Source organism: Chitinophaga sp. W2I13 (genome assembly GCF_050434005.1).
Lineage (GTDB): Bacteria > Bacteroidota > Bacteroidia > Chitinophagales > Chitinophagaceae > Chitinophaga.
On sequence record NZ_JBNPWD010000001.1, the window covers coordinates 2,281,506 to 2,307,777 of the forward strand.

Here is a 26,272-nt window from a genome sequence, read left to right on the forward strand (position 1 = left end):
AAGAAATTTTGATGTGTATCTCAATTTAGGGATTTATTGGCACCCAATAGCCTGAAATCACGGTATTATTTGAATATATTTGTGGGAATCAGTACGGAAAATGAGCGATATATACAGCAAATATGAAACAGTGATCGGGCTGGAAGTGCACGCCCAGCTGCTTACCGAAAGTAAATTATTTTGCAGCGACAGCGCAGCTTTTGGCGGCGCTCCAAATACGCATATCAGTCCCATTACCATGGGACACCCGGGCACTTTGCCCCGTATGAACCGTAAGGCGGCAGAATATGCCATCAAACTGGGTCTTGCCTGCCATTGTGAAATTGAAAAGGACAATTATTTTGCCCGTAAGAATTACTTCTACCCGGATCTTCCAAAAGGATACCAGGTATCTCAACATACGGCGCCTATCTGTAAAGGCGGTTATATTACCATTATTACAGATGCCGGCACCCGCAATGTACAGCTGAACCGCATCCACCTGGAAGAAGATGCCGGTAAACTCCTGCACGACCAGGATCCCGACAACAGCTACGTGGATTTAAACCGCGCGGGTGTTCCCCTCGTGGAAATAGTAACTGAACCGGATATGCATAACAGCGAGGAAGCCTACGCTTATCTCACTGAAATGCGCCGCCTGGTGCGCTACCTCGGCGTATGTGATGGTAATATGGAAGAAGGCAGCATGCGCTGCGATGCCAACATTTCAGTTCGCCTGAAAGGCAGCACCACCCTGGGTACAAAGGTGGAAGTAAAAAATATGAACTCTATCCGCAACGTAAAACGGGCTATTGATAACGAGGTAAAAAGACAGATAGATCTCATAGAAGCCGGTGGTACCCTGGTGCAGGAAACACGCAGCTTTGACGCCTCCAACGGCAGCTCTTTTTCCCTGCGCTCCAAAGAAGAAGCCAACGATTACCGCTACTTCCCGGAACCAGACCTGGCGCCATTCAGGCTAACAGATGAATTCATCAACAGCGTGCGGGCCACACTGCCTGCGCTGCCGGAAGAACTCATCCGTAAATACACCACGGATTTTGGCCTGCCGGAATATGATGCGCGTGTTATCTGCGATGATAAATCCACGGCAGATTATTATGAAAGTCTCATTGCCGTTACCTCGCAATACAAAGCCGCCGCGAACTGGATGCTGGGCCCCGTTAAATCCTGGCTGAATGAACATTCAGCGGAAATCAGTCATTTCCCGGTAACACCACAGGCACTGGCGGCGTTGATTACGCTTACCGATGCAGGAAAAGTGAGCTTTTCCATCGCGTCTTCCCGCATATTGCCGGAAATGATCCAAACACCCGCGGATCATCCGATGGATATCGCTACCCGGCTGAATTTATTACAGGATCATAATGCCGATAACATTTCTCCCATTATTGATGAGGTGCTGGCAAAATATCCGGATAAAGTAGCTGCTTTTAAAGGTGGTAAAAAAGGACTTATGTCGTTGTTCGTGGGAGAAGTGATGAAACTGTCCAAAGGCAAGGCTGATCCGCGGCTTACCAACGAATTGCTGGCAGAGAAGCTCAAAGGCTAAATAGCATTGAAAATATTTATCCTATATTGAGTGGCTTAGGTCAGATGAATGTTCAAAAAATAGTAGCATGAAAAAATACTTATTATGGATTTCCGCTGCCGCTTTCCTCGCAGGATGCGCCGGACAAACGGAAAAAGGTGAATTTAAAATAGACGGGCACCTGAACAATTTACCATTGGGTCCGGTATTACTGGAAGAACTGACACTTGACAATGTGAAAGTGGTGGATTCTACCAATGTAAAGGACGCCAGCGGCAAATTCACGCTGAAAGGAATGGTAGCCGAACAGGGGCTGTACCGTGTACGCTTTGAAAACGGCAAGTTTATATTGCTCGCACTCGATGCCGGCGATATGAAAATAGATGGCGATATAGATAAACTGGAAGATGTAAAGATCAGCGGCTCCGAACCAACCGCCGAACTGCAACAGTTTATGAGCGATATCAGCAAACAGTCTATTGCACTCACGGAAGAAATGCGCAGCCTGGACAGTCTCCATACAATACTGCCTGATAGTGCATTCCAGCCTAAAGTAGCTGCCTTCCAGAAAAAAGAAAAAGAGTTTGAAAACGGCTTTTTCCTGATGGCCGATAAAACAAAAAATCCTGCTACCGCAGTATTTGCCATCAGCCAGGTAAGAAGCGGGGAAGAGATTGTTGCACACAAACAGGTGATCACCAATCTTGCTACCCGTTTCCCTAAAAACACCCTGGTAAAAAGCATGACAGATAAGATCCTGGAACTGGAAAAGAACCAGGGTGCAGGCGCCACAGGCGGTGATGCAGCCGGTGGTGAAGAACCCTCTGCTGTGAAAGTAGGCCAGGTAGCACCTGACTTCACGCTTCCGGATCCATCCGGCAAAATGATCAGTCTCAGCTCTTTCCGCGGTAAATATGTACTGGTAGATTTCTGGGCCAGCTGGTGCGGTCCATGCCGCCAGGAAAACCCAAATGTGGTAAAAGCTTATCAGCAATACAAAGGAAAAAACTTTACCATCCTCGGCGTATCACTGGATAAAACAAAAGATAAATGGCAGGAAGCCATCAAAGCAGATGGACTGGCCTGGAACCATGTAAGCGATCTCAAATTCTGGGATTCCGCAGTGGTACCTTTATACGGTCTTAACGCTATTCCTACTAATTTCCTGCTGGATCCACAGGGAAAAGTAATTGCCTCCAACCTGAGAGGACCTGCGCTGGAAGCGAAGCTGCAGGAAGTACTGAAATAAGTTATTTATCTCCACAAAAAAACTCACCGGCATTACACCGGTGAGTTTTTTTATTATTATAGGTCCAGGAAAAGTTTAGTATTGCGGATTCTGCGCATTTTTCAATGCCGGATTAGCAGAGATTTCAGTAGCTGGCAGCGGCCAGATAAACCGGTAATCAGCATACTTAATGCTGCCGTAACCAGATGGTGTTACCGGTCTGGTTACCGTGTTATAATTGCTGCCATCATCTTTCAGATCATCGATGATCACCTTTGCAGGGATACCACCGGTTCCATACTTTGCATCCAATGCAAGGCGGGTAATGTCGGGCCAGCGGCGTCCTTCACCCGCAAATTCTACCCTGCGTTCGTCCAGTACCGCCTGGATCATGTCGAGCGGAGCAATGGTGATGCGGTTCGGACTGCCTTCTGGTAAAGAACGGTTGCGAACAGCATTGTATAACTTAAACGACTGTACGATATTTCCTGCACGTGCATATGCCTCTGCTGCATTCAGCAGTACTTCTGCATAACGGATCATCGGCGCCCAGTCGGACTTATTCAGGTAATCGCGGTATTTATAATTGAAGTAGAAGTTCTGCACTGGTTTGCCGCCTGATACAGTCACCTGCTTCACCTGTAATAAAACACGACGCATATCATCGCCTGCCCAGAAAGAGGCGTTGTACAAATTAGGGCTGGTAGCTACCAGTCCGCGGCCTTTCTGGTCAGAAGGGCCAAACATCGCTGCCAGCGCACCATTGGAATTACCGTTGGTGATGGCACTGTTGGCAATAGAGAAAATAGATTCTGTGTTATTATCTGCTTTTGTGAAGGGGCCGTCCGGGCTGTCGGTAAGTTTATAACCTTTCACCGGGCTCACAAATGGCGCGCCTTGATCTGCACCCAACTTGGCTGCTTCTGTGATAACACCCTGCCAATCGGCCATATGGAGCTTAATTCTTGTTTTCAAAGCAATAGCCGCTCCTTTAGTAGCTCTGCTGATAGGATTAGCAGTAGTGGGAAGCAGGTTGGTTTCTGCAAAATCCAGGTCCGCCAATATTTTGGTATAATCCTCTTTTACTGTACCACGGCCTATTTTCAGGGCTTCCTGGATTTGAGCTGGTGTGCTTACAGGCATATCCCTGTAAGGAATCCCAACTTGTGCACCTGCACCATCTGCATATGGGCGGCTGAAATGAATGACTGCTTCATGATGTGCCAGTGCACGCAGAAAACGGGCTTCACCTTCCAGCTGCAACGCCTTACCCTGTGAAATCACGTTATTGGCAGCGGCTTTCCGCACACCATCAATAAGTGTATTGGCCTGGTTGATCAGCGCATAAAGATTTACCCACATCTGGACATTATTGGCAGAAGTAGGGCTGTAACTGCCTTTATAAGTGATATCATAAAACGTAGCCAGGTTCACCATATCCTCTCCACGCATCTCATTTTGCTCAATGGAAGCAGCACCGAAGGGATAACCACGGCCCAGGGTATAATCATCATTATAACTTCCCAGCGCAGCTGTATTATACATACCATTTGCAGCCAGCTCGATAGTGGATGAATCCGAAAATACCGCGTCTTGTGGCAAGGCGTTCTTTGGTGATAATTCGGTGTATTTTGAACAGGACGCAGCACCCAGTGATAACACCAGTAATCCTGCTGCTACTGCTTTCATGCTTCTGTTATATTTATATGCCATTGTATTTCTCATGTTCATTATTTTTTATAATCCTACGTTAATACCAAAAGTATAGCTGCGGGGAACCGGGTTGGTGTTGTAATCCAAACCAGGTTGCGTGTTAGCTCTTGCATCCACATAAGTATTTAACTCAGGATCAAGACCGGAATACTTTGTAATGATAAATGCGTTCTGCACCTGCGCATAAATCCGGATGCTGCTCAGTTTAATTCTTTCCAGCATCGCTTTAGGCAGGGTATAACCCAGGCCGATGTTCTGTGCACGGATAAAGCTGCCATCTTCCAGGAAACGGCTGTTAACATTACCATTCTGCAGGATAAAGTTATCTGCGCCCAGGTACAGTTTAGGAACATCTGTTACCTGGCCAGGAGTAGTCCATCTGTTTAAAACTTCTTTACCGTTGTTCAGGAACTTCTGGTTGTTCAGGCCTTCCTGGCGCGTTACGCTGTATACTTTATTACCGCCGGAGAAAGAAAGGAACAGGTTAAAATCGAACCCTTTGTAATTAACGGTATTGTTCAACCCACCATAATAGGTTGGCGTAGCATTACCGAGGATTTTTTTGTCGGAAGATGATAATGCTTTTGCAGAAGTAGAGATGTCCTCAGGCTTTGAAGCATTATAGGCATAGTAAACACCTTTCGATGCATCGCCCTGTATAATGGAGCCGTCGGCTTTTTTCCAAAGCGGGTTACCATTTGCAGGATTCACACCCATTGACTCGTAACCATAAAAAGCACCCATAGATTCACCTACGCGGGTAATGTTATATGGATAAACGATATCTGCATTATCTACCAGTGCGGTAATTTTATTTTTTACAAAAGAGATGTTGAAGGAAGTGGTCCAGGAGAAATCACCGCGCTGAATATTAGTACTGTTCACTGTTAGCTCATAACCTTTGTTATACATTTTACCCACGTTAGAATAAAATACATTCGGTTTGGTAGCACTTGGAACACCTAATGACGGCGGCAGCGGAGATGCCAGGATCATGTTATCAATATCATTCCTGAAATAATCCGCTGTTACTGTGATCCTGTCGTGGAGTAACCCGAGGTCCAGGCCAATGTTCATTTTTTTACTGGTTTCAAAAGTCAGGTCCGGGTTGTACACCTGGTTGAAAGCAATACCCAGTAAAGATCCGTATAGTGCTGGTTTGTAAGTACCGGCATAAGGGTATGCACCGATATCCACGTTACCTACTTTAGCATAACCGCCACGGATCTTCAGGTTGCTGATCAGGTCGGCGATACCACCTTCCTGGAAGAAACTTTCCTGTGAAGCTCTCCAGCCCACAGAAACGCCTGGCAATGTTACATCCTGTTTGCCGATAGGCAGGGAGGAAATAGCATCTCTGCGGAGCGTGGCAGATACCAGGTAGCGGTCTTTGTAGCTGTAGTTAGCCCGGATAAAGTACGATTGGAATGCGCGCTCCACCAGTGTTCCGCCAACAGTTTGAGTACCGGTGCTATTGTCGATGAGGTTATCAGTACCAAAGAAAGGGCTGATCAGGTTAGTACCCTGCGCATAGAAACTTCTTTCTCTTGTTTTCTGATTTTCGGTTCCAATTACAGCGCCAATATTATGCGCACCGATCGTTTTGTTATAGCTTAAAGTATTTACCCAGTTATAACGGAAACTTGGAATAGACTGCTGGTAGATAAAACCATTGGTACCACGGCCATCACCATGGATAGGGTTCCAGTACTGGTAGTCCTCTCCGCTCATATAGTTTACACCTACCTGCGTTCTCAGGTCAAAATCTTTCAGAATTTTTACGCTGGCAAAAGTATTACCGGTAAAGTTCAGGTTTTTGTTACGGTAGATGTTATGATCCAGTACGTATTTAATGTTGGTATAGTTATCAGCGATAGTGGCTTTATTGGCGCCACTGCCGAGCGTATTGGTGTTGCTCAGGTTATAGGTGCCATCATTCCACTGTGCAGGTACGTTAGGTAAAGCACGGATAGCGTTGGAAAGATTGCTGGAAAGCCCGTTCTGGCTAACGTTCAGGCCATTGTTGGTAATGTGCGAAACACCGGCATTTACGCCTACGGTTACCACATTAAAAGCTTTCTGTTCCAGTTTCAGGCGTACCTGGTACTTGCGCTGATCGTTACCAACCAAAATACCTTTCATATCGGTGTACCCCAAGGAAACGTAGTAGTTGGTTTGATCATTGGCGCCGCTTAGCGACAAAGCATGGTTCTGTTGGAACCCTGTTCTGGTCACTACTTTCTGCCAATCGGTATCATAAAAACCACCATCAGGATTGGGTGTAGGGAAAGCATCCGGTGCAGCTGTTGGCTTGGCGTTCAGCTTTTTCTCGTTAGCGATGGTTACAAATTCATCTGCATTCAGCAGATCAAATAATTTGGAAGGCGTAGCTGCAGCCATCCACATATCGTAGGTGAGGCGTGGCCTGCCGCTTTTACCTCTTTTGGTGGTCACCAGGATAACGCCGTTAGCGGCCCTGGAACCATAGATAGCAGTAGCGGCGCCATCTTTCAGCACTTCCATGCTTTCAATATCATTCGGATTGATATCTCCCAACGGGTTGTTGGAGGTGATGGTGCTCTGGTTGCCGGTGATATAAGGCACTCCGTCAATTACATACAGCGGATCGGTGCCGCTGCTGATACTGTTGGTACCGCGGATGCGGATACGTGCCGGCTGGCCAAGAATACCACTGGAAACGGTAGCCTGTACGCCTGCTACCTGTCCGGATAACTGACGATCGATGCTGGATGCAGCCACATTTTTCAATGTAGCTCCTTTGATGCTGGATACAGAAGCCGTGAGGTTTTTACGCTCAATAGTACCGTAACCAACTACTACCACTTCGCTCAGTCCTTTAAGATCGGCCGACAACTGAGCGTTCACAGTAGATTTGCCGGAAACACTTACCTGTTGGGCAGTATATCCTACAAAAGAAAATTCAATGGCGGCAGCTTTTTCTCCTACACTGAGCTTAAACTCACCATTGGAGGCGGTCATAGTGCCACTGGAAGTACCAACAATTTTTACGGTAACGCCAGGCAACGGAGATCCATCTTTGGAGTCTGTCACCTTACCTGTGATGACCCTGGTTTGGCCAAGCGCCTGCAGCGCGGTAATAGCCGCAAATAACCAGAGAAACAATCCTTTCTTCATAAGCGATTTTGATTTGAAAAAATAAATGTAATACAGACATGGCCCGGCATAGCATGGCCATTTAGCACAAGTGCTATTATTATCTAACAGTAAAGACAAAACGAAACAATTGTATTGCTTTTGCGGCAACCTTCGCAAAGCACAATTCTACATAAGCATTCCAAAACTCATAAGCAATCCTAACATTATAAAAACAAGTGAATAAGCGTACAGTAGTGGCATGCCACTGAATAATCAGATAATTTTATACAGATTGCTGTAAACGGGTTGCCAGGTATTTTCTGCGGTTACAGAAAATACGGTTCCGTTACTGCGTAAACTGCAGGGTGGCAACTATTGAATCTCATTAAATTAGATGGAAAATCTGGCTGTAAGCCGCTCCCCATAAGCAAATATTCCCGTTATAAATTCCCGATAAGCAAAAAAATGTATTCGTTGTTGTTGTATTGTATTACGCTAAAATGAATCTTGATTCCCGATTTTGGCTTCATGAAAATTTTCATGACGGGAGCAAATATAAGTAAACCTTTCAAGTAAAAAATAACATTTTAGGGGGAGTAGAAAATGGGCATAAAAAAAGCGGTTGTCTCAAAAAGAGACAACCGCTTTCTATTATTAGTTAAATGAAGTACTGATTATTGTTTGGTATCCCACCAAACGCGATCAGTAACTTTGGCAGGCTGTTCTGGCTGTGCGTTTGTTTCATTTTCAGATGCTGGATACACCCATCTGCGAGGAACAGTTGTAATACCCTGATAAGCATTCTGTACAACAGTCAGCTTAGGGAAATTGGTTCTGCGCCAGTCGTTGTATGATTCAAGAGACAGGTAGTTAGAGATATATTTCTGTGTCATGATCACCTCGTAAGCATTAGCAGCAGTGAGCTTGCATTTAGCTGCCAAATAGGTCTTAAACGCTGTACTATCTGCGCCAAGTGGTTTCATTCCAAATCTTGTGAAGGTTGCTTCAACTGCACTGTTCAGAATTGGTTGTGCAGCTACAAAACCAGCAGTCAGGAAGGTAGCTTCTGCCTTAATAAACAGTTGTTCATCATATGTAGCCAAATAAACCGATTGATCAGCAGCAGCAAAAAATTTACCTACAGCTGAAAGTGAATCAATATTAATTTGCTCGTCGCCTATTATCCTGCCTCTATAACCGCCTCCCAACAAAGCTGTGTCTACCATTACGGATAATCTGGGATCATTTGTTGATTTCAATAATTGAATGAAAGTAGAGGATACTGCAACACTACCCCATTTATCATTATCAGTAAACTGGGACCAAGGTGCCTGCGCTCCTGATTTGCTTTCGAATTTCACGCCGGGATTATAACTTTCATCTGGGAAAGCTTTTGTCAATGCTGTTAAAGCTGCCTGTGCCTGTGTGGCGGCCACTTTACCAGGTGCATATGTTAAACGTAAAGCAAAACGTGCTTTCAGGAAATAAGCGAAGGCGGTCCATTTTTCAGGGTCAGAAGCATATATCAGATCTTTATCGCCAACTGATGCGGAAGCATCTTCTTTAGCCAGTAGAGCGATAGCATCATCCAACAGCGTATTAATACTGGTATAAATGCTTTCCTGTGAATCATACTTCGGCTTAAAGTTTTCAAAGCCGGTAAATGCTTGTGAATAAGGAATTGCATTCCACAAGTCGGTAGTAACAGCCAGGTTATAAGCCATTAATATTTTTCCCATACCAGCGGCATGTGGATGATTTGCGGTAGTAGCCTGGTCCTGCAGGATCTTCAGGTTATTCAGGATCTGGGGATACATGTCAAAAGACCAGGTATTATCCACATCGGAAGCTGTTACCTTATAAGTATCCCACTCGGGTGCGGGTTGATCATAACCCAATTGTTGGGTCCAGAAAGCGGCGGTTCTGGCAGGATAACCACCCGCAATATTAAATGCAGTAGTTAATTCGGCTCCGCCCACCAACAGGGCGTCAGTTACGTTTGTGGCTGCAGCCGGGTCATTATTTACATCCAGGAATTTTTTACATCCTGAACCCCCTAACATTACACTTCCCGCTATAATGGATATAATTATCTTCTTGTTCATCATTACTCAGTTTAGAAAGTTAACTTCAAAGTTGCATTGTAAGATCTGGTGCTTGGTGAAACGTAATGGTAAAAACCACCGGAGTTACTACCTGCTCCATAAGTGCTCAATTCAGGATCTGAACCGGTAAAGTGTGGGGTGTAGATCCACAGGTTACGACCGGCAACAGAAAATACTGCTGCTTTAAATGGAGTACGTTTTAACAACTTCGGACTAAAATTATAGGCCAGTGTAACATTTCTCAGTTTTACAAAGGTTGCATCCTGGATCAGGTTTTCATAAGTATCACCCCATGCCTGCCAGTAAGCCTGATCAGTTTTAATGGATTTGGTATTTTGCTTACCATCGGCAGTTACACCGTCATATACCATTGATCCGTCGCGGCTGCTGGTAAGACCACTGGTACCGTAGAAGGTCATGTAGTATTCATCAAAGTTGATCACCTGACCACCAAAACGGCCGTCGAAAGTAAACGACAGGTTGATACCTTTATAAGATACGCTGTTGGTTACACCACCAATCCATCTTGGCTGGGTATTACCAATATCAAAGGAAGTTCCATCTTCCTGGGTAGGATAACCATCATCATCGATCAGCAGTTTACCCTGGTCGTTTCTCATGTAACGTGAACCTCTGATAGTACCATAAGGCTGACCGGCCACCAGGTATATACCCGGAGTAGTGAAACCGCCTATCTGGATTGAAGTTACACCCTCTGTCAACTCATTGATCATTGCTTTGTTCCTGGAGTAGTTAGCAGAAATATTCCAGTTGAAATCTTTTGATCTGATTGGATTGGCATTTAAAGTTACTTCCAGACCTTTATTGGTGATCTTACCGGCATTGATTACAGCCTGGGTATAACCGGAACCAGCAGATACTGCTGTCTGGAATATCAGGTCGGTACTAACCTTGTTATAGTAACTTGCTTCCAGACCAATACGGTTGTCCAACCATTTTGTTTCCAGACCCACTTCAAATTCTTTAATTTTCTCTGGTTTCAGGTCAGGATTACCCAACACGTTATTCTTGGAGAAACCATTTACACCGTTGAAAGGAAGATCCAGTGAGCCACGAAGACCATCACCCACTACCGTTTTATTGAAAGGCGTTGCTACCTTGTAAGGAGGTGCGTCATTACCAATGGCGGTGTAAGCAACTCTTACTTTACCAAAAGATAATACTTTGCTGTCTTTTAATCCTTCCAGTTCGGAAAATACAAATGCACCAGTCACAGAAGGGTAGAAGTAGGAATTATTCTTAGCCGGCATGGAAGATGACCAGTCATTTCTACCGGTTAATGTTAAAGATAACATGCGGTTATATTCCAGGATTGCCTGTCCGTAAACACTCACCCTTCTTCTATCGTAGAAAGATTTGGTGGAGGTTACAGATTCTGCACTGGTAATATCATAGAAACCAGGTACGGATAATCCTACACCTTTTGAAAACTGGTCAGTATAATGTTCAGAAATGATATTATTACCTACCATTACGGTCAGATCGAATTTATCAAATTCTTTCCTGGCGGTAGCGTAGAAATCGTGGTTAATTTGCTTGTTGTTAATGATTTCATTGTACATACGACCATTGGGGAAACCACCGAAGGAGCCGATTGCTTCATGAAATACACGTTCATCTGTATAAATATCCGCACCTATTCTTTCCGTTAATGTTAACCAATTCAGTGGATTGTATACCAGGCTGAAGTTAGGAATGAAGCGGGATACATTCAGTTGCAGGCCGGTATTAGCCGCGGTCCAGAAAGGGTTATTAGCACTAACCTTATACATATTCTGTGACTTATCTACCGGGTTCTCATATGGTAACAGGTTGTAACTTACTGGCGCATTGTAAAGGTTAGCCAGGTAAGAAGTACCACCACTACCATTACCTTCCAGCAAGCGGTCGTTACGTGAGTCAATATAACTGATACCAGTAGTCGCAGTTAACTTATCAGTAAGATGGGTAGAGAAATTTGCGTAAAAGGAGTTACGGTAATAGTCGGTACCAGGAGCCACACCTTCCTGTCTTAAAGAAGAGTAGGACATCAGGTAATTTGACTTTTCTGTAGATCCGTTCAGACTGATGTTATTATCCCAGGTAGTACCTGTTTTAAAGAACGCGTCACGTGGATCATATTTAACAGCTGGCTTGCCATCCACCTTTAAGGTATCCATTTTGGCACCCCAGGAACGGGAAGTTTTATTGTTTATTCCATCAAAGAATACGCCGTTGTTACCCTGTGACCAACCGGTCTGAAATTCAGGCAATACCACTTTGTCAATGTTCACACTGGAACCTACTGTCAGGCTGAAAGCTTTACCTTTTAGACCAGCGCCGGTTTTCGTAGTAATGATTACCGCACCACCAGCTGCCCTGGAACCATACAATGCGGTTGCAGAAGCGCCACGGAGAATATTTACTGATTCAATGATGTTCGGATCAATATCAATACCTCTGTTGGGAGTAGTACCTCCTGCCAGAACCGGATCATCGTCAGTGTCACCTGCACCAATCTGGTTGTTATCAATCGGGTTACCGTCCACTACAAAAAGTGGCTGGTTATTTCCGGTTAAAGAGGCCGCACCACGGATAACGATACGGGTACCACCACCGGGAATACCAGAAGTATTACTGATTTGCACACCGGCAATTTTACCCTGCATACCATTCAGGAAGTTTACTTCCTTGGATTGCACGATATCATCACCTTTTACTTCCTGCGTAGTATAACCCAGGGTGCGTTTTTCACGTTTAATACCCAGCGCGGTAACTACTACCTCGCTAAGATCTTTATTGTCGGCGCCAAGAGCCACATTGATAGTGCCTTCGGCCCCAACAGGAATTTCCTTGGAAGCATACCCAATAAAAGAAAAAACAAGCACGGAACCCGCAGGAGCTTCGAGTTTGTAAGTGCCATCGTTGGTGGTTAGGGAACCTTTACCTGTACCTTTAATTCCGACAGATACACCAGGGAGTCCGGAGCCGTCTTTAGCATCCGTAACCTTGCCGCTGATTAATTTTGTTTGTGCATAGGCTTGCACAACACTGATGGCCACGAGCAACCATAAGAGTAGTCCTCTTTTCATAAGCAATTTAGATTTGAAAGATATTGTCAGTTAACTAATAAAAATGGGAGTGCTGTACTCATTTAGCCAAAGGTTATTCCGTAAATCGTTTTCCTCATAACCCATCCTTCCTTATTCGTATTTTCTCAAAGCAAATTCCAGTTTCTCTCCTCTGTTCTCTTCCTAACTATATCAGAAACTGTTTCCGGTATAGATTGAAATGGCGGTTAAATCAACACAAGCACCAACTTAATTAAGATTTTGTTCTTTAGATTCTGTTTTAGATTCTGATACGTATTTGTTAAATATTGTTTAAATTCTACTGCAATATAGGAAATTTAAAAAATACTAGTGCAAAACTGGCTTTTTTTTAAAATATCCGTTCCCGATATATCCAACACCTGCTGGCCTCTGAGGATCACTATTCAACTAATAGTATATTAATTATAATATATAATTAATTACCTTGTATACCTTTTCATTTAAAAAGATGCCTCACCTGGTACTCCTTAAATAAATAATGGGTATCCGGTCCGCTTCTTCTTATCCAGTAGTCTCCGGTGAAATAAAAAAGGTGCCTTCGCTGAAGGCACCTTTCAAATCATATAATAATACTAATTGGAATAACCCTGGTTCTGCACCATATTTGGATTTGCATCCATCTCGGCCTGCGGAATCGGGAAAGCTACACGAAAATCATTCGCTTCTGTAACCCTTGTACTCAGCGCATTAGCATCTTTGATATTACGCTGCCCGTTCTTACGGAACAGATCAGACATACCAAAACCTTCACCCACCAGTTCCAATCTTCTCTGTTTAATAATCTCAGCTTTGATATTGGCCACATCAGTAAATGGATCCAGTCCACGTTTCGCTCTCAGCATATTCACATCATCCGTGGCTTTCTGCAGGTTGCCCAGCTCAGCATAAGCTTCTGCACGATTCAGCAACACCTCACTTATTCTCAGGATCTTTACGTTTACAAGACCCACCTGGCCGGTAGCTTCATTACCTGAAAATTTCATCAGGTAGTTACTGCCATCAAGATTCTCCACCAGTGCATTACGCGCATCTTTTGGATCCAACAGTTCCATAAAGCCATCTGTGAGCCTGATATCTCCATACCCACCTAATTTAGCAGGCACATACATATAACCGAAGTTATTGGAGCCACCGCCATCCGGTGTCAGAAAACGCAGGGAAAAGATTTCTTCAGAACCGGCTGCATCTAAATTAAATGCTTTCGCCACTTCAGACGCTTCATATAAAGGATACTTCCCGATCAGCTTATCTGCCTCGTCAATAGCCAGCTGCCAGTTGCCCTTATACAGGTAAGCACGGCTAAGCAAGGCTGTTGCTGCATCCTTCGTAGCATTAAACACATTCGCGCTGTTGCTCTCAGATTTACCGGCAGGAGCGGTTTGCTGCGCCACTTTCAGATCGCTGATAATAGCCGCGTAAGTTTCAGCCAGCGTACTACGACCAGGCTTGAATGTACCGGGTGCATCCACCGCTTTGGTCACCAGGGTAATCCCGGTGTTAGGCTCATTTACTTTTGCTCCTATATTGGTATATGGTCTTGTGTACCTTCTGGCCAGGTCGAAATTAGCCAGTGCACGCAGAAAATAAGCTTCTCCGCGGATCGCACCGGTTTTTTCTGTTTCAGGCAGTTTATCAATCAGCACATTCGCCTGGTTTACCACCCTGTAAGCATTCAGGAAGGTATTTGTTTGTGGCGCCAGCAGCGGTGTGTAGTTCAATTGGAATTCTGTAATAAACCGGTTGGAGTTCTGGGAAGTAATCTTCATATCATTGCCACCCAGGTCTGTTACGATCATGAAGTCGCGGCCATAATATTCCAGCGCCTGCATACGCTCATACATTCCGTTTGCAAGAATACGTGCATTCCCTTCAGTTACGGCATCACCTTCATTCAATGATGACTGCGGATTCTGATCCAGCTTGGAACAAGCTGAAAACAAACCAGCCGTAGCCAATGCTAATATGGAGAGTTTTGAATATTTCATAATTAAACTAAATTTTTGTTGTTACTTCATTACAATCCCACACTAATACCAAACGTGATCACTCTTGAAGTAGGATAACGGTAAAAATCGGTTCCTGCATTGGTAGTAGCCGGAGATGCAGTGCTGGTCGGAGAAATCGGGTTGGTACTCATATCCGGATCCCATCCTTTATATCCTGTCAGCGTAAATAAGTTCTCTGCTTGTGCATACACTCTTAATCCCTGCATTTTCAATCTGCTTAAAGTGCTTTTTGGAAGATTGTAACCCAGTGAAAGGTTTCTCAAACGCACGTAGGAGATATCTTCCAGGTACCGGGTAGAAGAAGCATTAGAGTTGGTACCATTGCCCCAGATAACTTTTGGTCTGTCAGCAATATCGCCTGGCTTTTCCCAGTGGCTGCCGGCATCTTTTGCCTGATTTCCGGTAGTGTTATTACCATCGCTTTCCAGGAAGGAACGGTTATAGTTGTACGCTTTATTTCCAGCGCTGAATGTGATGAATACAGACAGGTCGAAATCCTTGTAAGAGAATTTATTGGTAAAACCGCCTGTAATTTTAGGCAGCGCCTGGCCAACATATTTTCTCACTGCTGAATTATAATCGGAAGTTGGTTTTCCATCAGCGCCTTCCCAGGTGGCAGCCCCGGTAGCAGGATCAACGCCCGCCCACACCGGCATGTACCAGGAGCCAAATGGCATACCTACTTCAATCCGCTGGCGGGAACCTGCCGGGATAAATTGCTGGCCGCCCAGTGACAGTACCCTGTTTTTCAGCGTAGCAAAATTCAGATCTGAAGTCCACTGGAAGTTTTTAGTAGACACCGGGATACCACCCACTGTTACTTCAAAGCCCTGGTTCAGCATCTTACCCACGTTCATCGTCATTACATCAAAACCGCTGGTCATAGATAATGGCAGCTGCATCAGTAATGCGGAAGAGCGCTTGTCGTAATATCCTACGCTACCGTATAAACGTTTTTTCAGCACACTGATATCCAGTCCAACATCATACAGGTTTTGTTTTTCCCAGCTCAATGCCATGTTGCCTGGTTGCTTCAGATAAGCAACTGATCCGCCATCATAAGCGCCCACGAGGCTGTACAGCGGCTGATAAGGATAATCGCCCAAACCTTCTGCGTTACCCATGATACCATAGCTGGAACGCAGTTTCAGGTCGTTCAGCCAGGATATATTTTTAGTAAATTCCTCTTCTGTAATACGCCATGCAGCACCTACTGAGTAGAAGTTACCATAACGGTTGTCTTTAGGGAAACGGGAAGAACCGTCTCTTCTGAAACTACCGCTTAAGAAATACTTTGATTTATAGTCATAATCTGCTTTCGCGAGTATACCCTGGAAAGCGTAGGAGGTTTCATCACCAGCCATGTCGAAATACTGGGAACCCGCGTCCGGCACCTGTGCCTGGCCATTAGGGAAACCATTCTTTGCACTATAGTTCCACACACGGTTCTGGAAGGAGTATTCATTACCTGCCAGTAAGCGGATACTATGATCTTTACCCAGGTTGAAATTATAAGTCAGCAATTGCTGGGTAGTATACAATGCCATGTTGGTATTCACGTTATACAGGTAACCGCCATAGTTACGTCCATCGTAAGAATCCGGAGATGTCCATTGCTTTTCACGGATGTTGGTCAACTCGGCATTACCCTTCACTACGAAACGTAACCCGTCAATAATGTTGTAGCCCAATGCAGCATTAAAAACTGTTTGGGTATTATTGCTCCTGTTGTAGTTACTGTTCACCGTGCTCACGAAGTTGCCTCCACGTAAAACCGGGCGGTAGGAGGAGGGGATATCTGCGAAACCAGCCCAGGAAGTAGTGCCTGGCTGTCCGGCAGTATATCCGTTATAGGGGTTTCCGTTCTCATCACGGGAAGGGATAAACGGAGAATTTGCCAGCGCACCCATCAATGGTGAAGAGTAACTGTTACCTGCGCTTGCACTTCTTTGATCTGTGTAGCTGCCGTTCACCTTTACGCTCAGGTCAAATTTCTCATTGAATTTATGATCCACGTTCAAACGGCCACTGTACCGGCTGAAGTCGGAGCCAATCAGGATACCCTGCTGCTTGAAATAATCGCCGGAAGCATAGAACTGTGTCTTTTCATTTCCGCCGCCTGCGTTGATACCATAAGATTGGGTTTTACCGGTGCGGAAGGCCTCGTCTATCCAGTTGGTATTGATATTTGCCAGGCTGTTCGGACGATTAGCCAGGATCTGTTCTGCAGTGAAAAGCGGTGTGCCATCTTTCTTGGTCGCATTCTTCATCGCCTCGCGCTGATAAGCCAGCAGTTCAGTGGAATTCATCATGTCAATCCCGTGCGACAGGTCCTGGAAACCATACTTGGCATTGAAATTAATTCTGCTCTGGCCTTTCTTCCCCGTTTTGGTGGTAATAACTACCACACCGTTAGAACCGCGGGAACCATACAATGAAGTTGCAGACGCATCTTTCAGGATGGTCACGTTTTCAATGTCGGCAGGGTTCAGGTTCGCAATTACATCCTGGGAAGGAGTATTCTGGGTAAAATCCCCGGAGGAAATGATTACCCCATCCACTACATACAGTGGGCTGTTGCTCGCTGAAATAGAGCCGATACCACGGATACGTACCTCCGTTTTCGCGCCAGGCTGACCGGAGTTAGTTGATACGGCAACGCCAGGCGCATTACCCTGGAGCATCTGGTTTACATCAGGCAACGCAACGTTGTTGATCTTTGCACCATTGATACTGGATGCCGCGATGGTGGAGTTGATCTTCTTCTCCATCGTGTAACCCGTTACCACTACTTCATCCAGACTTTTGGAATCTGTTTTCAGTTTTACGTTCAATGTGGCAGCAGTACCCACCGGTACTTCTTTGGCCTCATACCCGATAAATGATACGATCAATGTGGCATTTGCATCTACCTGGATAGTGTAAGCCCCTTCCGGATTTGTGACGGTTCCTTTTGCGGTGCCCTTAATCTGGATGTTGGCACCCGGAATAGCTGAGTCATCTGTGGCATCAGTGACTCTCCCTGTTACTGTGCGGCTTTGCGCATAGACTTGCCCGCCCAGAAATAGCACGGACAAGAGGAGAAATAATACTTTCCTCATAAGCATGATTTTGTTTCCTTAACCTTAAAAAATAATCATCATTATCAAGGCCATACGCCTTAATTCAATTGGTTCCCGTTAAATAAGCAGTTTGGTGAAATTGTAATTGGATACTTAAAGCTGGAGCAGGTATAACGGTACAGTGATATTGACCAAATTAAACAATTGAGCAGTTCTATTGCGATTTATTCAATGAATAACCAGCAGAAGCAGTCAACTTCTTCCTCATAAGCAGTTTCCTTAGCAAATTTTCAACCAGCCTCAAATATAATAATTCTTAACAAAAAGTTAAGCTTGGAAAGTTCCCGATAACGTTTGGATAACATCTTTTTAACATCTCATTAACATATAATTATTACAAGTTATCTGTAAGGGCATAAAAATAAACAAGCGGCAAGAATACCGCCTGTGCTCATCAACCAAAATCTAAATCGAGATTAAAGTTGCCCCGCATAAATGCGGGGCGAATATTTTTTATCAGGAAAGGGTAAGCGGATATGTTTTTAACAACTCCAGCAATACCGTAAAGAGATCATCATTACGATGATTAAAGCGGTATTCACACTCTTTCAGATGTAAATAGGCAGTATTCCGGTTCAGCCCCTTGAACTTAGCCAGGCGGTGCTTGGTTAGTCCCCAGAAAGCATCTACATCATCCATCTGATGCGTATCAGAAGTCTGACCCAGCCTGTATAAACGGTACTGACCCAAATCCACCAACCCGTTGAACCGGCGCAAACGTTCTGTAGCCACCTGCGTTTCCAATACGGAACGACCGCGGGTAGCCGCATGAATCATAGACCGACTTACGTCTGGAAGAATTTCGGTGTGTAACCTGTCTGAGGATCTGCAGATGCCGAAGATTACGGGCTTAACAATCCGGTCTACTTCCGGTTTTACCGCCACCAGCGTGTCGCTGTCGTGGTCGGAATTAAGGTCACTTTGCCGGGGTTCATACGTTAACACGGGAACAGGCACAGGATGCTGCGTTTCACAGTATCGCGCAATCTGGTGTCGTAGCTTCTTCAGGTAGCTGTTAATAGTTACCCTGCTTACACCGCTGATATTCGCTATCTGGGTCGCAGTAAGATCATCGGCAAACAGCCGCAGGATCTCCTTAAATTTGCGCTCGGATAAATGAGCGCCCTTTAAGTACTTATTTTTCATGAACTATGTGGTTAGAATGGCGTACTAAACCTCATACTTTTTCATTATAATCCCACCCCTTTTTTTACAAGCGGCTATAAGTGTATGTGAATGCTGTCCACTAGATCATTTCAGCTTCTTTTTTTGTCCATTTTAGCTAAATATTTAGCATCCACTGCAGTTTGCCGGCACTAAAAAGCCACCGCGGCAACCAGCAGCATGAAAAACATGCCCTGCTTGACCCGGTGGCTCATATGATTGTCTTTATAAACTATTCCTGATCGCTGATCCCCAGCTCCTTTATGTCAATGTCCTCCTCCTCGTCCAACGGCTTCCACAGCTCTTTCTTCTTCGCTTTCTTCAACAATGCCTTTTCCATCCACAACAGTAAAGCCGGCAAAATAGTCAGATTCGTAACCATTGCCACCACCAGGGTCAGGGAAGTAAGCCAGCCCAATGCCTTTGTACCACCAAATCCCGAGAAACTGAAAATCATAAAGCCGGCAAACAGGATAGCAGAGGTATAAATAATACTCAGCCCGGTTTCATGGATCGTTTGCTTCACCGTAGCACTGATGTCAAAATCATGCCGCGGCAACTCCTGCTTAAAATTAACCAGGAAACGGATGGTAACGTCGATGGCTATACCAAGCGCTACACTAAACACCAATACCGTAGATGGTTTCAACGGAACGCCTACCCATCCCATCACACCGGCGGTAACCACCAGTGGAATCACGTTCGGGATCAATGATATGATCAGCATCCTCCAGGAACGGAACAGGTACAGCATACAAAGCATAATCAACACAAAAGCCAGGATAATACTCTCCATCAGCCCGTTAATAATGAAACGGGTACCTTCCTGGAAAATCACACTGGTGCCGGTAAAAGTTACTTTGTAATGCGCTGTATCAAAAATAGCAGTTACCTGCGGTTGCAATGAATCCAGCAACAACGGCAGCTTCTGCGATCCTACATCCTTCATATTTACACTCAACCTGGCCACCTGCCTGGTGCTGTCCATAAAGGAAGAAACCAGTTTGGAGAAAGTAGAAGCGGGTCCGGCAGTATTCCCACCCTTCATGCGCAGGTAAGGCGCCAGGAAGCCCAGATCAAACTGGTTGGGTACCGCAAAGTTGGAGCTGTCCCCGTTATAATATGCCTGCTTGGCAAACTTAATACCCTCTACTACCGACAATGGACGGCCAAAATCAGGCTGCGCAGCAATCAACTGTGTCAGTTCATCCAACTTATTCAGCGTCTGCAGGTTTATTACACCATTCTTCTTTTTCGTATCCACCGCAATTTCCAGTGGCATTACCCCTTTGAAATTCGTTTCCAGGAATTTCAGATCCGTATACAATTTATCAGTATGCGGAATATCGTCCAGCATATAGCCCACAGACTGCAAGCGCCCCATTCCCACAATGGCCGCTATCACCAGCACCAAACTTACTCCGTACACCCATGGGCGGTATTTAAACACCAGCGTGGTCAGGAAATCAAGTATCGCCCCAAAGAACCGGTTATCCAGGTAAGTAGTATGCTTGCTCTTAGGCGCAGGTAAATAACTTAAAACAGAGGGCAGGAAAATAAAAGAGATCAGGAAGATGAACATGATATTCAACCCTGCTACTACACCAAACTCTTTCAGGATGGCACTGTTTGTGAAACAGAACACCCCAAAACCAATGGCAGCTGTAAGATTGGTAAACAGGGTCACTATCCCCATCCGCTGTATCATATGCACCAAAGCCCGTGTTTTATTGGCATCCTTGGCGTATTCTGTATGGTATTTACTCAGGAAGTATACACAGTTGGGAATCCCTATCACTACTATTAACGAAGGTATAAGCCCGGTAAGTAATGTAATTTTATATCCCATCAGTACGATGGTAGCCACTGACCAGATTACACCGATAGCCACTACAATCATGGACATCAGTACCGCGCCAAATGAACGGAAAAACAGGAACAGGATCAAAGCAGTTAACACGAAAGAGATTTTCAGAAACAGCTTCAGCTCATCCGCTACCTTAACGGCCATGGCTGTACGAATAAGCGGCAGCCCACTCAGGCGTACTTCTGTATGCTGCTTTTCCTGGAAGGCATTGGCCAGCTTCGTAATTTCATTTACTACAGCCGTACGTTTCGGGGAATTAAATACATCCTTGTTCACATAAATAGCCATGAGGTAAGCATGGGTATCGGGGTTGTATAGCAGTCCTTTGTAAAAAAGGAGGGTGTGGAAAACACGGGATAAACTATCGATTACCACCTGGTTGGTCAGATCCCCCTGGAAAAGTAAATTAGCCTCCAGCTTCTGTGTGCTGTCGTTCTTCACCAGGTTGATAGCCATCGGCACACTCATAATATTCTCCACTGCAAAAACATTCTTCATGTCCTTGTTCAGCTGAACATAGTCCTTGAAAAAATCTGCCTGGAAAAATTTATCTGTTTGCACGGCAAGCATCAGCACATTACCATCTCCGCCAAATCTCTTCTTAAAATCCTGGTACTCAAGAAATTTAGGATTATCATGGGGTATAGTGGCCACGTAGTCGTATGACATTTGTACCTTGCTGGCAAAATAACCCATCACGCCGGTACCGGCAAGCAGTAGAACAAGAAGCAATAATCGATATTTTAGCACAAAGCCTGCTAAACGTTGCCACATAAGGATTTCCTTTTTAGTAATGGGCGTAAAGGTAATTAAAATAGCTATTAGCTGTTAACAGGCAGCGATGAGCTGACTCCTTTTAGCTGCCAGCTGTTAGGTTTTAGCTTTTAGCCGTTCAATCCCTTCGTTTGTGTAACTTGCATTCCGGTTTCTTTCACTAACTGCTAACAGCAAAAGCCAGGAAAAATTGCTTCACAAAACACGCGGCATCGTATTACGCACGGTAAAGTATGGCGACACTAGCCTGATCGTGAGTATATTTACTGAACTCTTCGGGGTACAATCGTATATGGTAAACGGCGCCCGTTCCTCCAAACCCAAAGCTGCCAAAGGAAATCTGCTGCAGCCGGGTAATATCCTGGAACTGGTGGTATATCACAACGAAATCAAAAACCTTCAACGCATTTCCGAATACAAACTGGGATATCTGTACAACTCCGTACACCTTAATGTGGTAAAAAATACGGTAGCCCTTTACATGATAGAGCTCCTCCAGAAATGCCTGAAGCAACCGGAGCAACAAACCGATCTCTATTTCTTTACAGAAAATATCCTGCAACTGCTGGACGTCTCCGGCCTGCCGGTGGTGGCAAACCTGCCTTTGTACTTTACGCTGAAAATGGGAGAGCACCTGGGTTTCCGGCTCAATGGCAGATTTTCTGAGTACACCCCTTACCTGGATTTACAGGAAGGTACCTTTTCCGATCTGCCACCACATCACGCCAATCACCTTGATACACAGAGCAGCGAATTAACAGACCAGCTGTTTCAATGCACGGCAGTAGAGCACCTGGCGGCGATTACAATGAATAAAGAAAGAAGAAGAAAATTACTGTATGCGTACCTGGAGTTTTTCCGGCTACACTTACCTGATTTTACAGAGATGCATTCCCCGCCTATTTTACACGAGATCCTGGATGCCTGATCTGCTGACCAAGCCTGGCGGCCTTCGCTCCCTCTTCGGTGAAGAATTTCAGATCCACCGTATTCCCATCAAAAACAGCGTAGGAAAAATAATTCAGCCAGTCACCCAGGTTGATATACCTGCTGTCGCCGGGTAATGGAATATCGAGGGGCAGATGCCGGTGCCCGTAGATGAAATAATCGAAATGTTCTTTTTGCAGTATTTCTTTACTGTAAATGGCCAGCCACTCATTTTCCGTTCCAAGGAAATGCTCCAGCTCCTGCCCGGTGGCAGAGCGGCTTTTGCGGCTGAAATAATTGGCAAGGGCAATGCCCCAGGCCGGGTGGATAGCAGAAAACATCCACCGGCAAAACGGGTTTCTGAATACTTTTTTCAGCATCTTATAACCATGATCACCCGGGCCTAAGCCATCACCATGACCGATATAAAACCGTTTATTGCCAATGGTATAGGTTTGCGGCTCATAATAAACCGGGATGTTCAGCTCTTCCTCAAAATACCCGTCCATCCACATATCATGGTTACCAATAAAAATAGAAATACCGATTCCTTTGTCGCTTAGCGCGGCCAGCTTTCCCAAAATGCGGGTATATCCTTTGGGGATAACATGCTTGTATTCAAACCAGAAATCAAAAATATCACCTACCAGGAAAATATGCTGCGCATCAGATTCCACCTGCTCCAGCCATTGCAAAAGCAGCTTTTCACGCTCCCTGCTGGCGGCAGGATTGGGAGCGCCAAGATGAAAATCTGAGGCAAAATATATTTTCTTATTGGCCGGTAATGCAATATCCATTCTTAAAATTATGAAGCTTTTAGCTTTTAACGGTTAGCCTTCAGTGGAAGAAGCGATACATCGCTCCGGTACTGAAAGTTAACAGCTAAAGACTAAAAGCCATTTATTTATTCGTCTACTAAAAATACGTATACTTCTTTGGGACCATGGATCCCTACTACCAGTGTTTTCTCGATATCAGCGGTACGACTGGGCCCTGTTGCAAAAGATATGGCTGATGGGATATCGTTACCATATTTATCTTTCAGCTTATTAAGCGCATCCTTCAGGTCAAATACCAACTGGTGCGTGTAGGCTACCACGATATGCACAGGCGCATATACCGGTAATGCTCTGCCACTGGGTTGTGCGGAACTCAGCACCAATGTTCCGGTGCGGGCTACCAGGTATTCACAATCCGTGATGGCGGCATCTGCTTCGTGCATGGTCCCCTGGTTGAGTACAGGTAAATCCTGCTGGTGGATTGTTTTCAGCAGGGCAGGTGTCTGGCAAAACACATTGTGCCATTCTTTGTGTTCACAAAGCGCACGAAGGCTTTCCATCAACTCACCTTTTCCTGTACAGTAAACAAACTTTCCCTGCAACCGGGTAAATTCTTCTGCAAACTTTAATTCCAGGCTCTCATTCTCGGTTCTGAAAACAGACGAGTTGCCCTCCGAATTCGGGAAGGGCAACTGTACTGACTGACTTAACGCATTCCGTACTCTCTTCAGAATATTTTCCTTAGCAGGAGAAATCTTCATATCACTATTTACGCATTAGCTGGTGATGGAGAAGGATTGATGATATCTGACGGATGTACTCCTTCAGTAGGAGCGCCTTCTTTACCCAGCTGGTGTTCTTTGTGGGTATCGTAAGGACGTTTACCGATCAATCTTTCCAGGTCGGCCTGGTATAAAACTTCTTTTTTCAGCAGTTCTTCTGCCAGTGCCTTTACCTGATCCATTTTGGATGTGAGCAGGTCTTTAGTTCTGATATAAGCGGTGGCAATCAGTTTCCTTACTTCATCATCAATCATCTTGGATGTTTCTTCTGAGTAAGGTTTGGTAAATGACTGATCACTGTTTGGATCGTAGAAAGATACGTTACCAACTTTATCGTTCATACCATACACGGTTACCATTGCATACGCCATACGGGTAATTACCTGCAGGTCGTTTTGTGCGCCGGTAGAAATTTTACCGAAAACCAATTCCTCTACCGCACGGCCACCAAGGGTCATGCAGATATCATCGAGCAACTGTTCGGTGTTGTACAGATATTGTTCCTTCGGAAGATATTGTGCATAACCAAGCGCAGCTACACCACGGGGAACGATGGTTACTTTCACCAGCGGGTTAGCATGTTCCAGGTGCCAGCCACAAATAGCGTGACCTGCTTCGTGGTAAGCAATTACTTCTTTTTCTTCCGGAGAGATGATTTTGTTTTTCTTTTCCAGACCACCAATTACACGATCAATCGCGTCATTGAAGTCGTCCATTTCCACCTGTGTTTTGCCTTTACGCGCAGCAATCAGTGCCGCCTCGTTACAAACGTTGGCGATATCCGCACCGGCGAAGCCTGGCGTCATGGAAGCCAGTTTTTTCACGTCCAGGTTGGGAGAAGTTTTGATAGGCTTTAAGTGCACTTCAAAAATAGTTTCTCTTCCAGCCAGATCCGGCTTATCGATAGAGATCTGACGATCGAAACGGCCCGGGCGCAGTAAAGCGCTGTCCAGTACATCAGGGCGGTTGGTCGCAGCCAGGATAATGATACCACTGTCTGTTCCGAAACCATCCATTTCTACCAGTAACTGGTTCAGGGTGTTTTCACGTTCGTCGTTACTCATCATTACGTTCTTGCCTCTGGCACGGCCGATAGCATCAATTTCATCGATAAAGATGATACATGGCGCTTTTTCACGGGCTTGCTTAAACAGGTCACGTACACGACTGGCACCCACTCCCACAAACAATTCCACAAAGTCGGAACCGGACATGGAGAAGAAAGGCACCTGAGCCTCGCCTGCCATTGCCTTTGCCAGGAGGGTTTTACCGGTACCCGGAGGGCCTACCAGCAGGGCGCCTTTGGGGATTTTACCTCCAAGGGCGGTATATTTTTTAGGATTCTTCAGGAAATCCACAATTTCCATTACTTCCACCTTCGCTTCGTCCAAACCGGCTACATCGTTGAACGTAATATTCACACGGGTACCTTTGTCGAACAGTGTAGCTTTCGATTTACCAATATTGAAGATGCCGCCCGGACCACCACTGCCACCGGCAGGACCGCCCATCTTACGCATCAGCAATATCCACAAACCAATGATCAGGATAATTGGTAACAGCAACTGGAAAATAGGCTCAAACCAGCTCTGACGCTCATCATAAGAGATCTTTACCTGGTTTTCTACCGGAACACCTTCCTGTGCTTTATCTATATCCTTTTTGAAACTTTCTTCGCTACCAATTGAAAAACGGAAGTGAGGACCGGGGTTCTCTCCACCAAATTTACTTTTGTTAACGTCTTTAAACTTGGCCTCTTTCAGATGGTCATGTTTTATGTAGACTTCTACATATTTTTTATTTACGACAACCAGCTTATCAACATCTCCCGGTTTCAGGTAATCCACCTGAAATTCCTGGAAACTGATTTCTTTGGTTGGGGATCTCAAATCAAAAAAGTTCATTGCGAGCAGGGCCACGCCAATAAAGGCATATACCCAGTATATATTGAACTTCGGTCCTTTCTTAGGTGATTTCTCCGAACCCTTGTTGAAGTTATTGCCTCCTTTTTCCATAATCTTACGCTCCTTTACGGATGTTTATT

General features: G+C 45.1%; 14 protein-coding genes. 3 read left to right on the plus strand and 11 right to left on the minus strand.

Annotated features, from left to right (window positions below):
* Positions 1-100 precede the first annotated feature (100 nt).
* Entirely contained in the window at positions 101-1,552 is a 1,452-nt protein-coding gene (gene gatB / locus QFZ48_RS09250) for an Asp-tRNA(Asn)/Glu-tRNA(Gln) amidotransferase subunit GatB (RefSeq protein ID WP_429043784.1), read from the plus strand.
* A gap of 67 nt (positions 1,553-1,619) precedes the next feature.
* Positions 1,620-2,780, plus strand: a complete 1,161-nt coding sequence (locus tag QFZ48_RS09255; RefSeq protein ID WP_429062049.1) for a redoxin domain-containing protein — start codon at positions 1,620-1,622, stop codon at positions 2,778-2,780.
* A 75-nt stretch (positions 2,781-2,855) separates the two neighbouring features.
* Here QFZ48_RS09255 and QFZ48_RS09260 read toward each other — a convergent pair whose 3' ends face one another.
* From QFZ48_RS09260 to QFZ48_RS09295, 8 genes are all read right to left on the minus strand, one after another.
* Entirely contained in the window at positions 2,856-4,484 is a 1,629-nt protein-coding gene (locus tag QFZ48_RS09260; RefSeq protein WP_429043778.1) for a RagB/SusD family nutrient uptake outer membrane protein, read from the minus strand.
* A gap of 12 nt (positions 4,485-4,496) precedes the next feature.
* Positions 4,497-7,628: a SusC/RagA family TonB-linked outer membrane protein gene (locus QFZ48_RS09265; RefSeq protein WP_429062051.1), complete on the minus strand. Its 3,132-nt coding sequence runs from the start codon at positions 7,626-7,628 to the stop codon at positions 4,497-4,499.
* A gap of 635 nt (positions 7,629-8,263) precedes the next feature.
* Entirely contained in the window at positions 8,264-9,694 is a 1,431-nt protein-coding gene (locus tag QFZ48_RS09270; protein ID WP_429062053.1) for a SusD/RagB family nutrient-binding outer membrane lipoprotein, read from the minus strand.
* A gap of 11 nt (positions 9,695-9,705) precedes the next feature.
* Positions 9,706-12,786, minus strand: a complete 3,081-nt coding sequence (locus QFZ48_RS09275; protein WP_429043770.1) for a SusC/RagA family TonB-linked outer membrane protein — start codon at positions 12,784-12,786, stop codon at positions 9,706-9,708.
* A 593-nt stretch (positions 12,787-13,379) separates the two neighbouring features.
* Positions 13,380-14,792, minus strand: coding sequence for a RagB/SusD family nutrient uptake outer membrane protein (locus QFZ48_RS09280; RefSeq protein WP_429062055.1), 1,413 nt, complete (start codon positions 14,790-14,792; stop codon positions 13,380-13,382).
* 29 nt (positions 14,793-14,821) lie between these two features.
* Positions 14,822-17,914, minus strand: coding sequence for a SusC/RagA family TonB-linked outer membrane protein (locus QFZ48_RS09285; RefSeq protein ID WP_429062057.1), 3,093 nt, complete (start codon positions 17,912-17,914; stop codon positions 14,822-14,824).
* A 477-nt stretch (positions 17,915-18,391) separates the two neighbouring features.
* Positions 18,392-19,081, minus strand: a complete 690-nt coding sequence (locus QFZ48_RS09290; protein WP_370909180.1) for a hypothetical protein — start codon at positions 19,079-19,081, stop codon at positions 18,392-18,394.
* Between the two features lie 250 nt (positions 19,082-19,331).
* On the minus strand, positions 19,332-21,698 hold the full coding sequence (locus QFZ48_RS09295) for an efflux RND transporter permease subunit (protein WP_370909179.1): 2,367 nt from the start codon (positions 21,696-21,698) through the stop codon (positions 19,332-19,334).
* Positions 21,699-21,930: 232 nt separating this feature from the next.
* Here QFZ48_RS09295 and recO point away from each other — a divergent pair, with 232 nt between their 5' ends.
* Positions 21,931-22,668 carry a DNA repair protein RecO gene (recO, locus tag QFZ48_RS09300; protein ID WP_429062059.1) on the plus strand — a complete coding sequence of 246 codons (738 nt, stop codon included), beginning with the start codon at positions 21,931-21,933 and terminating at the stop codon, positions 22,666-22,668.
* On the opposite strand, the gene QFZ48_RS09305 is transcribed toward recO, so the two are convergent.
* The 3 genes from QFZ48_RS09305 to ftsH form a co-directional block, all read right to left on the minus strand.
* Positions 22,640-23,464 (minus strand): UDP-2,3-diacylglucosamine diphosphatase, encoded by an 825-nt coding sequence (locus tag QFZ48_RS09305; RefSeq protein WP_429062061.1) that lies wholly within the window; start codon positions 23,462-23,464, stop codon positions 22,640-22,642. The genes recO and QFZ48_RS09305 overlap by 29 nt on opposite strands.
* 107 nt (positions 23,465-23,571) lie before the next feature.
* Positions 23,572-24,207 carry a LutC/YkgG family protein gene (locus tag QFZ48_RS09310; RefSeq protein ID WP_370909176.1) on the minus strand — a complete coding sequence of 212 codons (636 nt, stop codon included), beginning with the start codon at positions 24,205-24,207 and terminating at the stop codon, positions 23,572-23,574.
* 8 nt (positions 24,208-24,215) lie between these two features.
* Positions 24,216-26,243, minus strand: a complete 2,028-nt coding sequence (gene ftsH, locus QFZ48_RS09315; protein WP_370909175.1) for an ATP-dependent zinc metalloprotease FtsH — start codon at positions 26,241-26,243, stop codon at positions 24,216-24,218.
* Between the last annotated feature and the right edge of the window lie 29 nt (positions 26,244-26,272).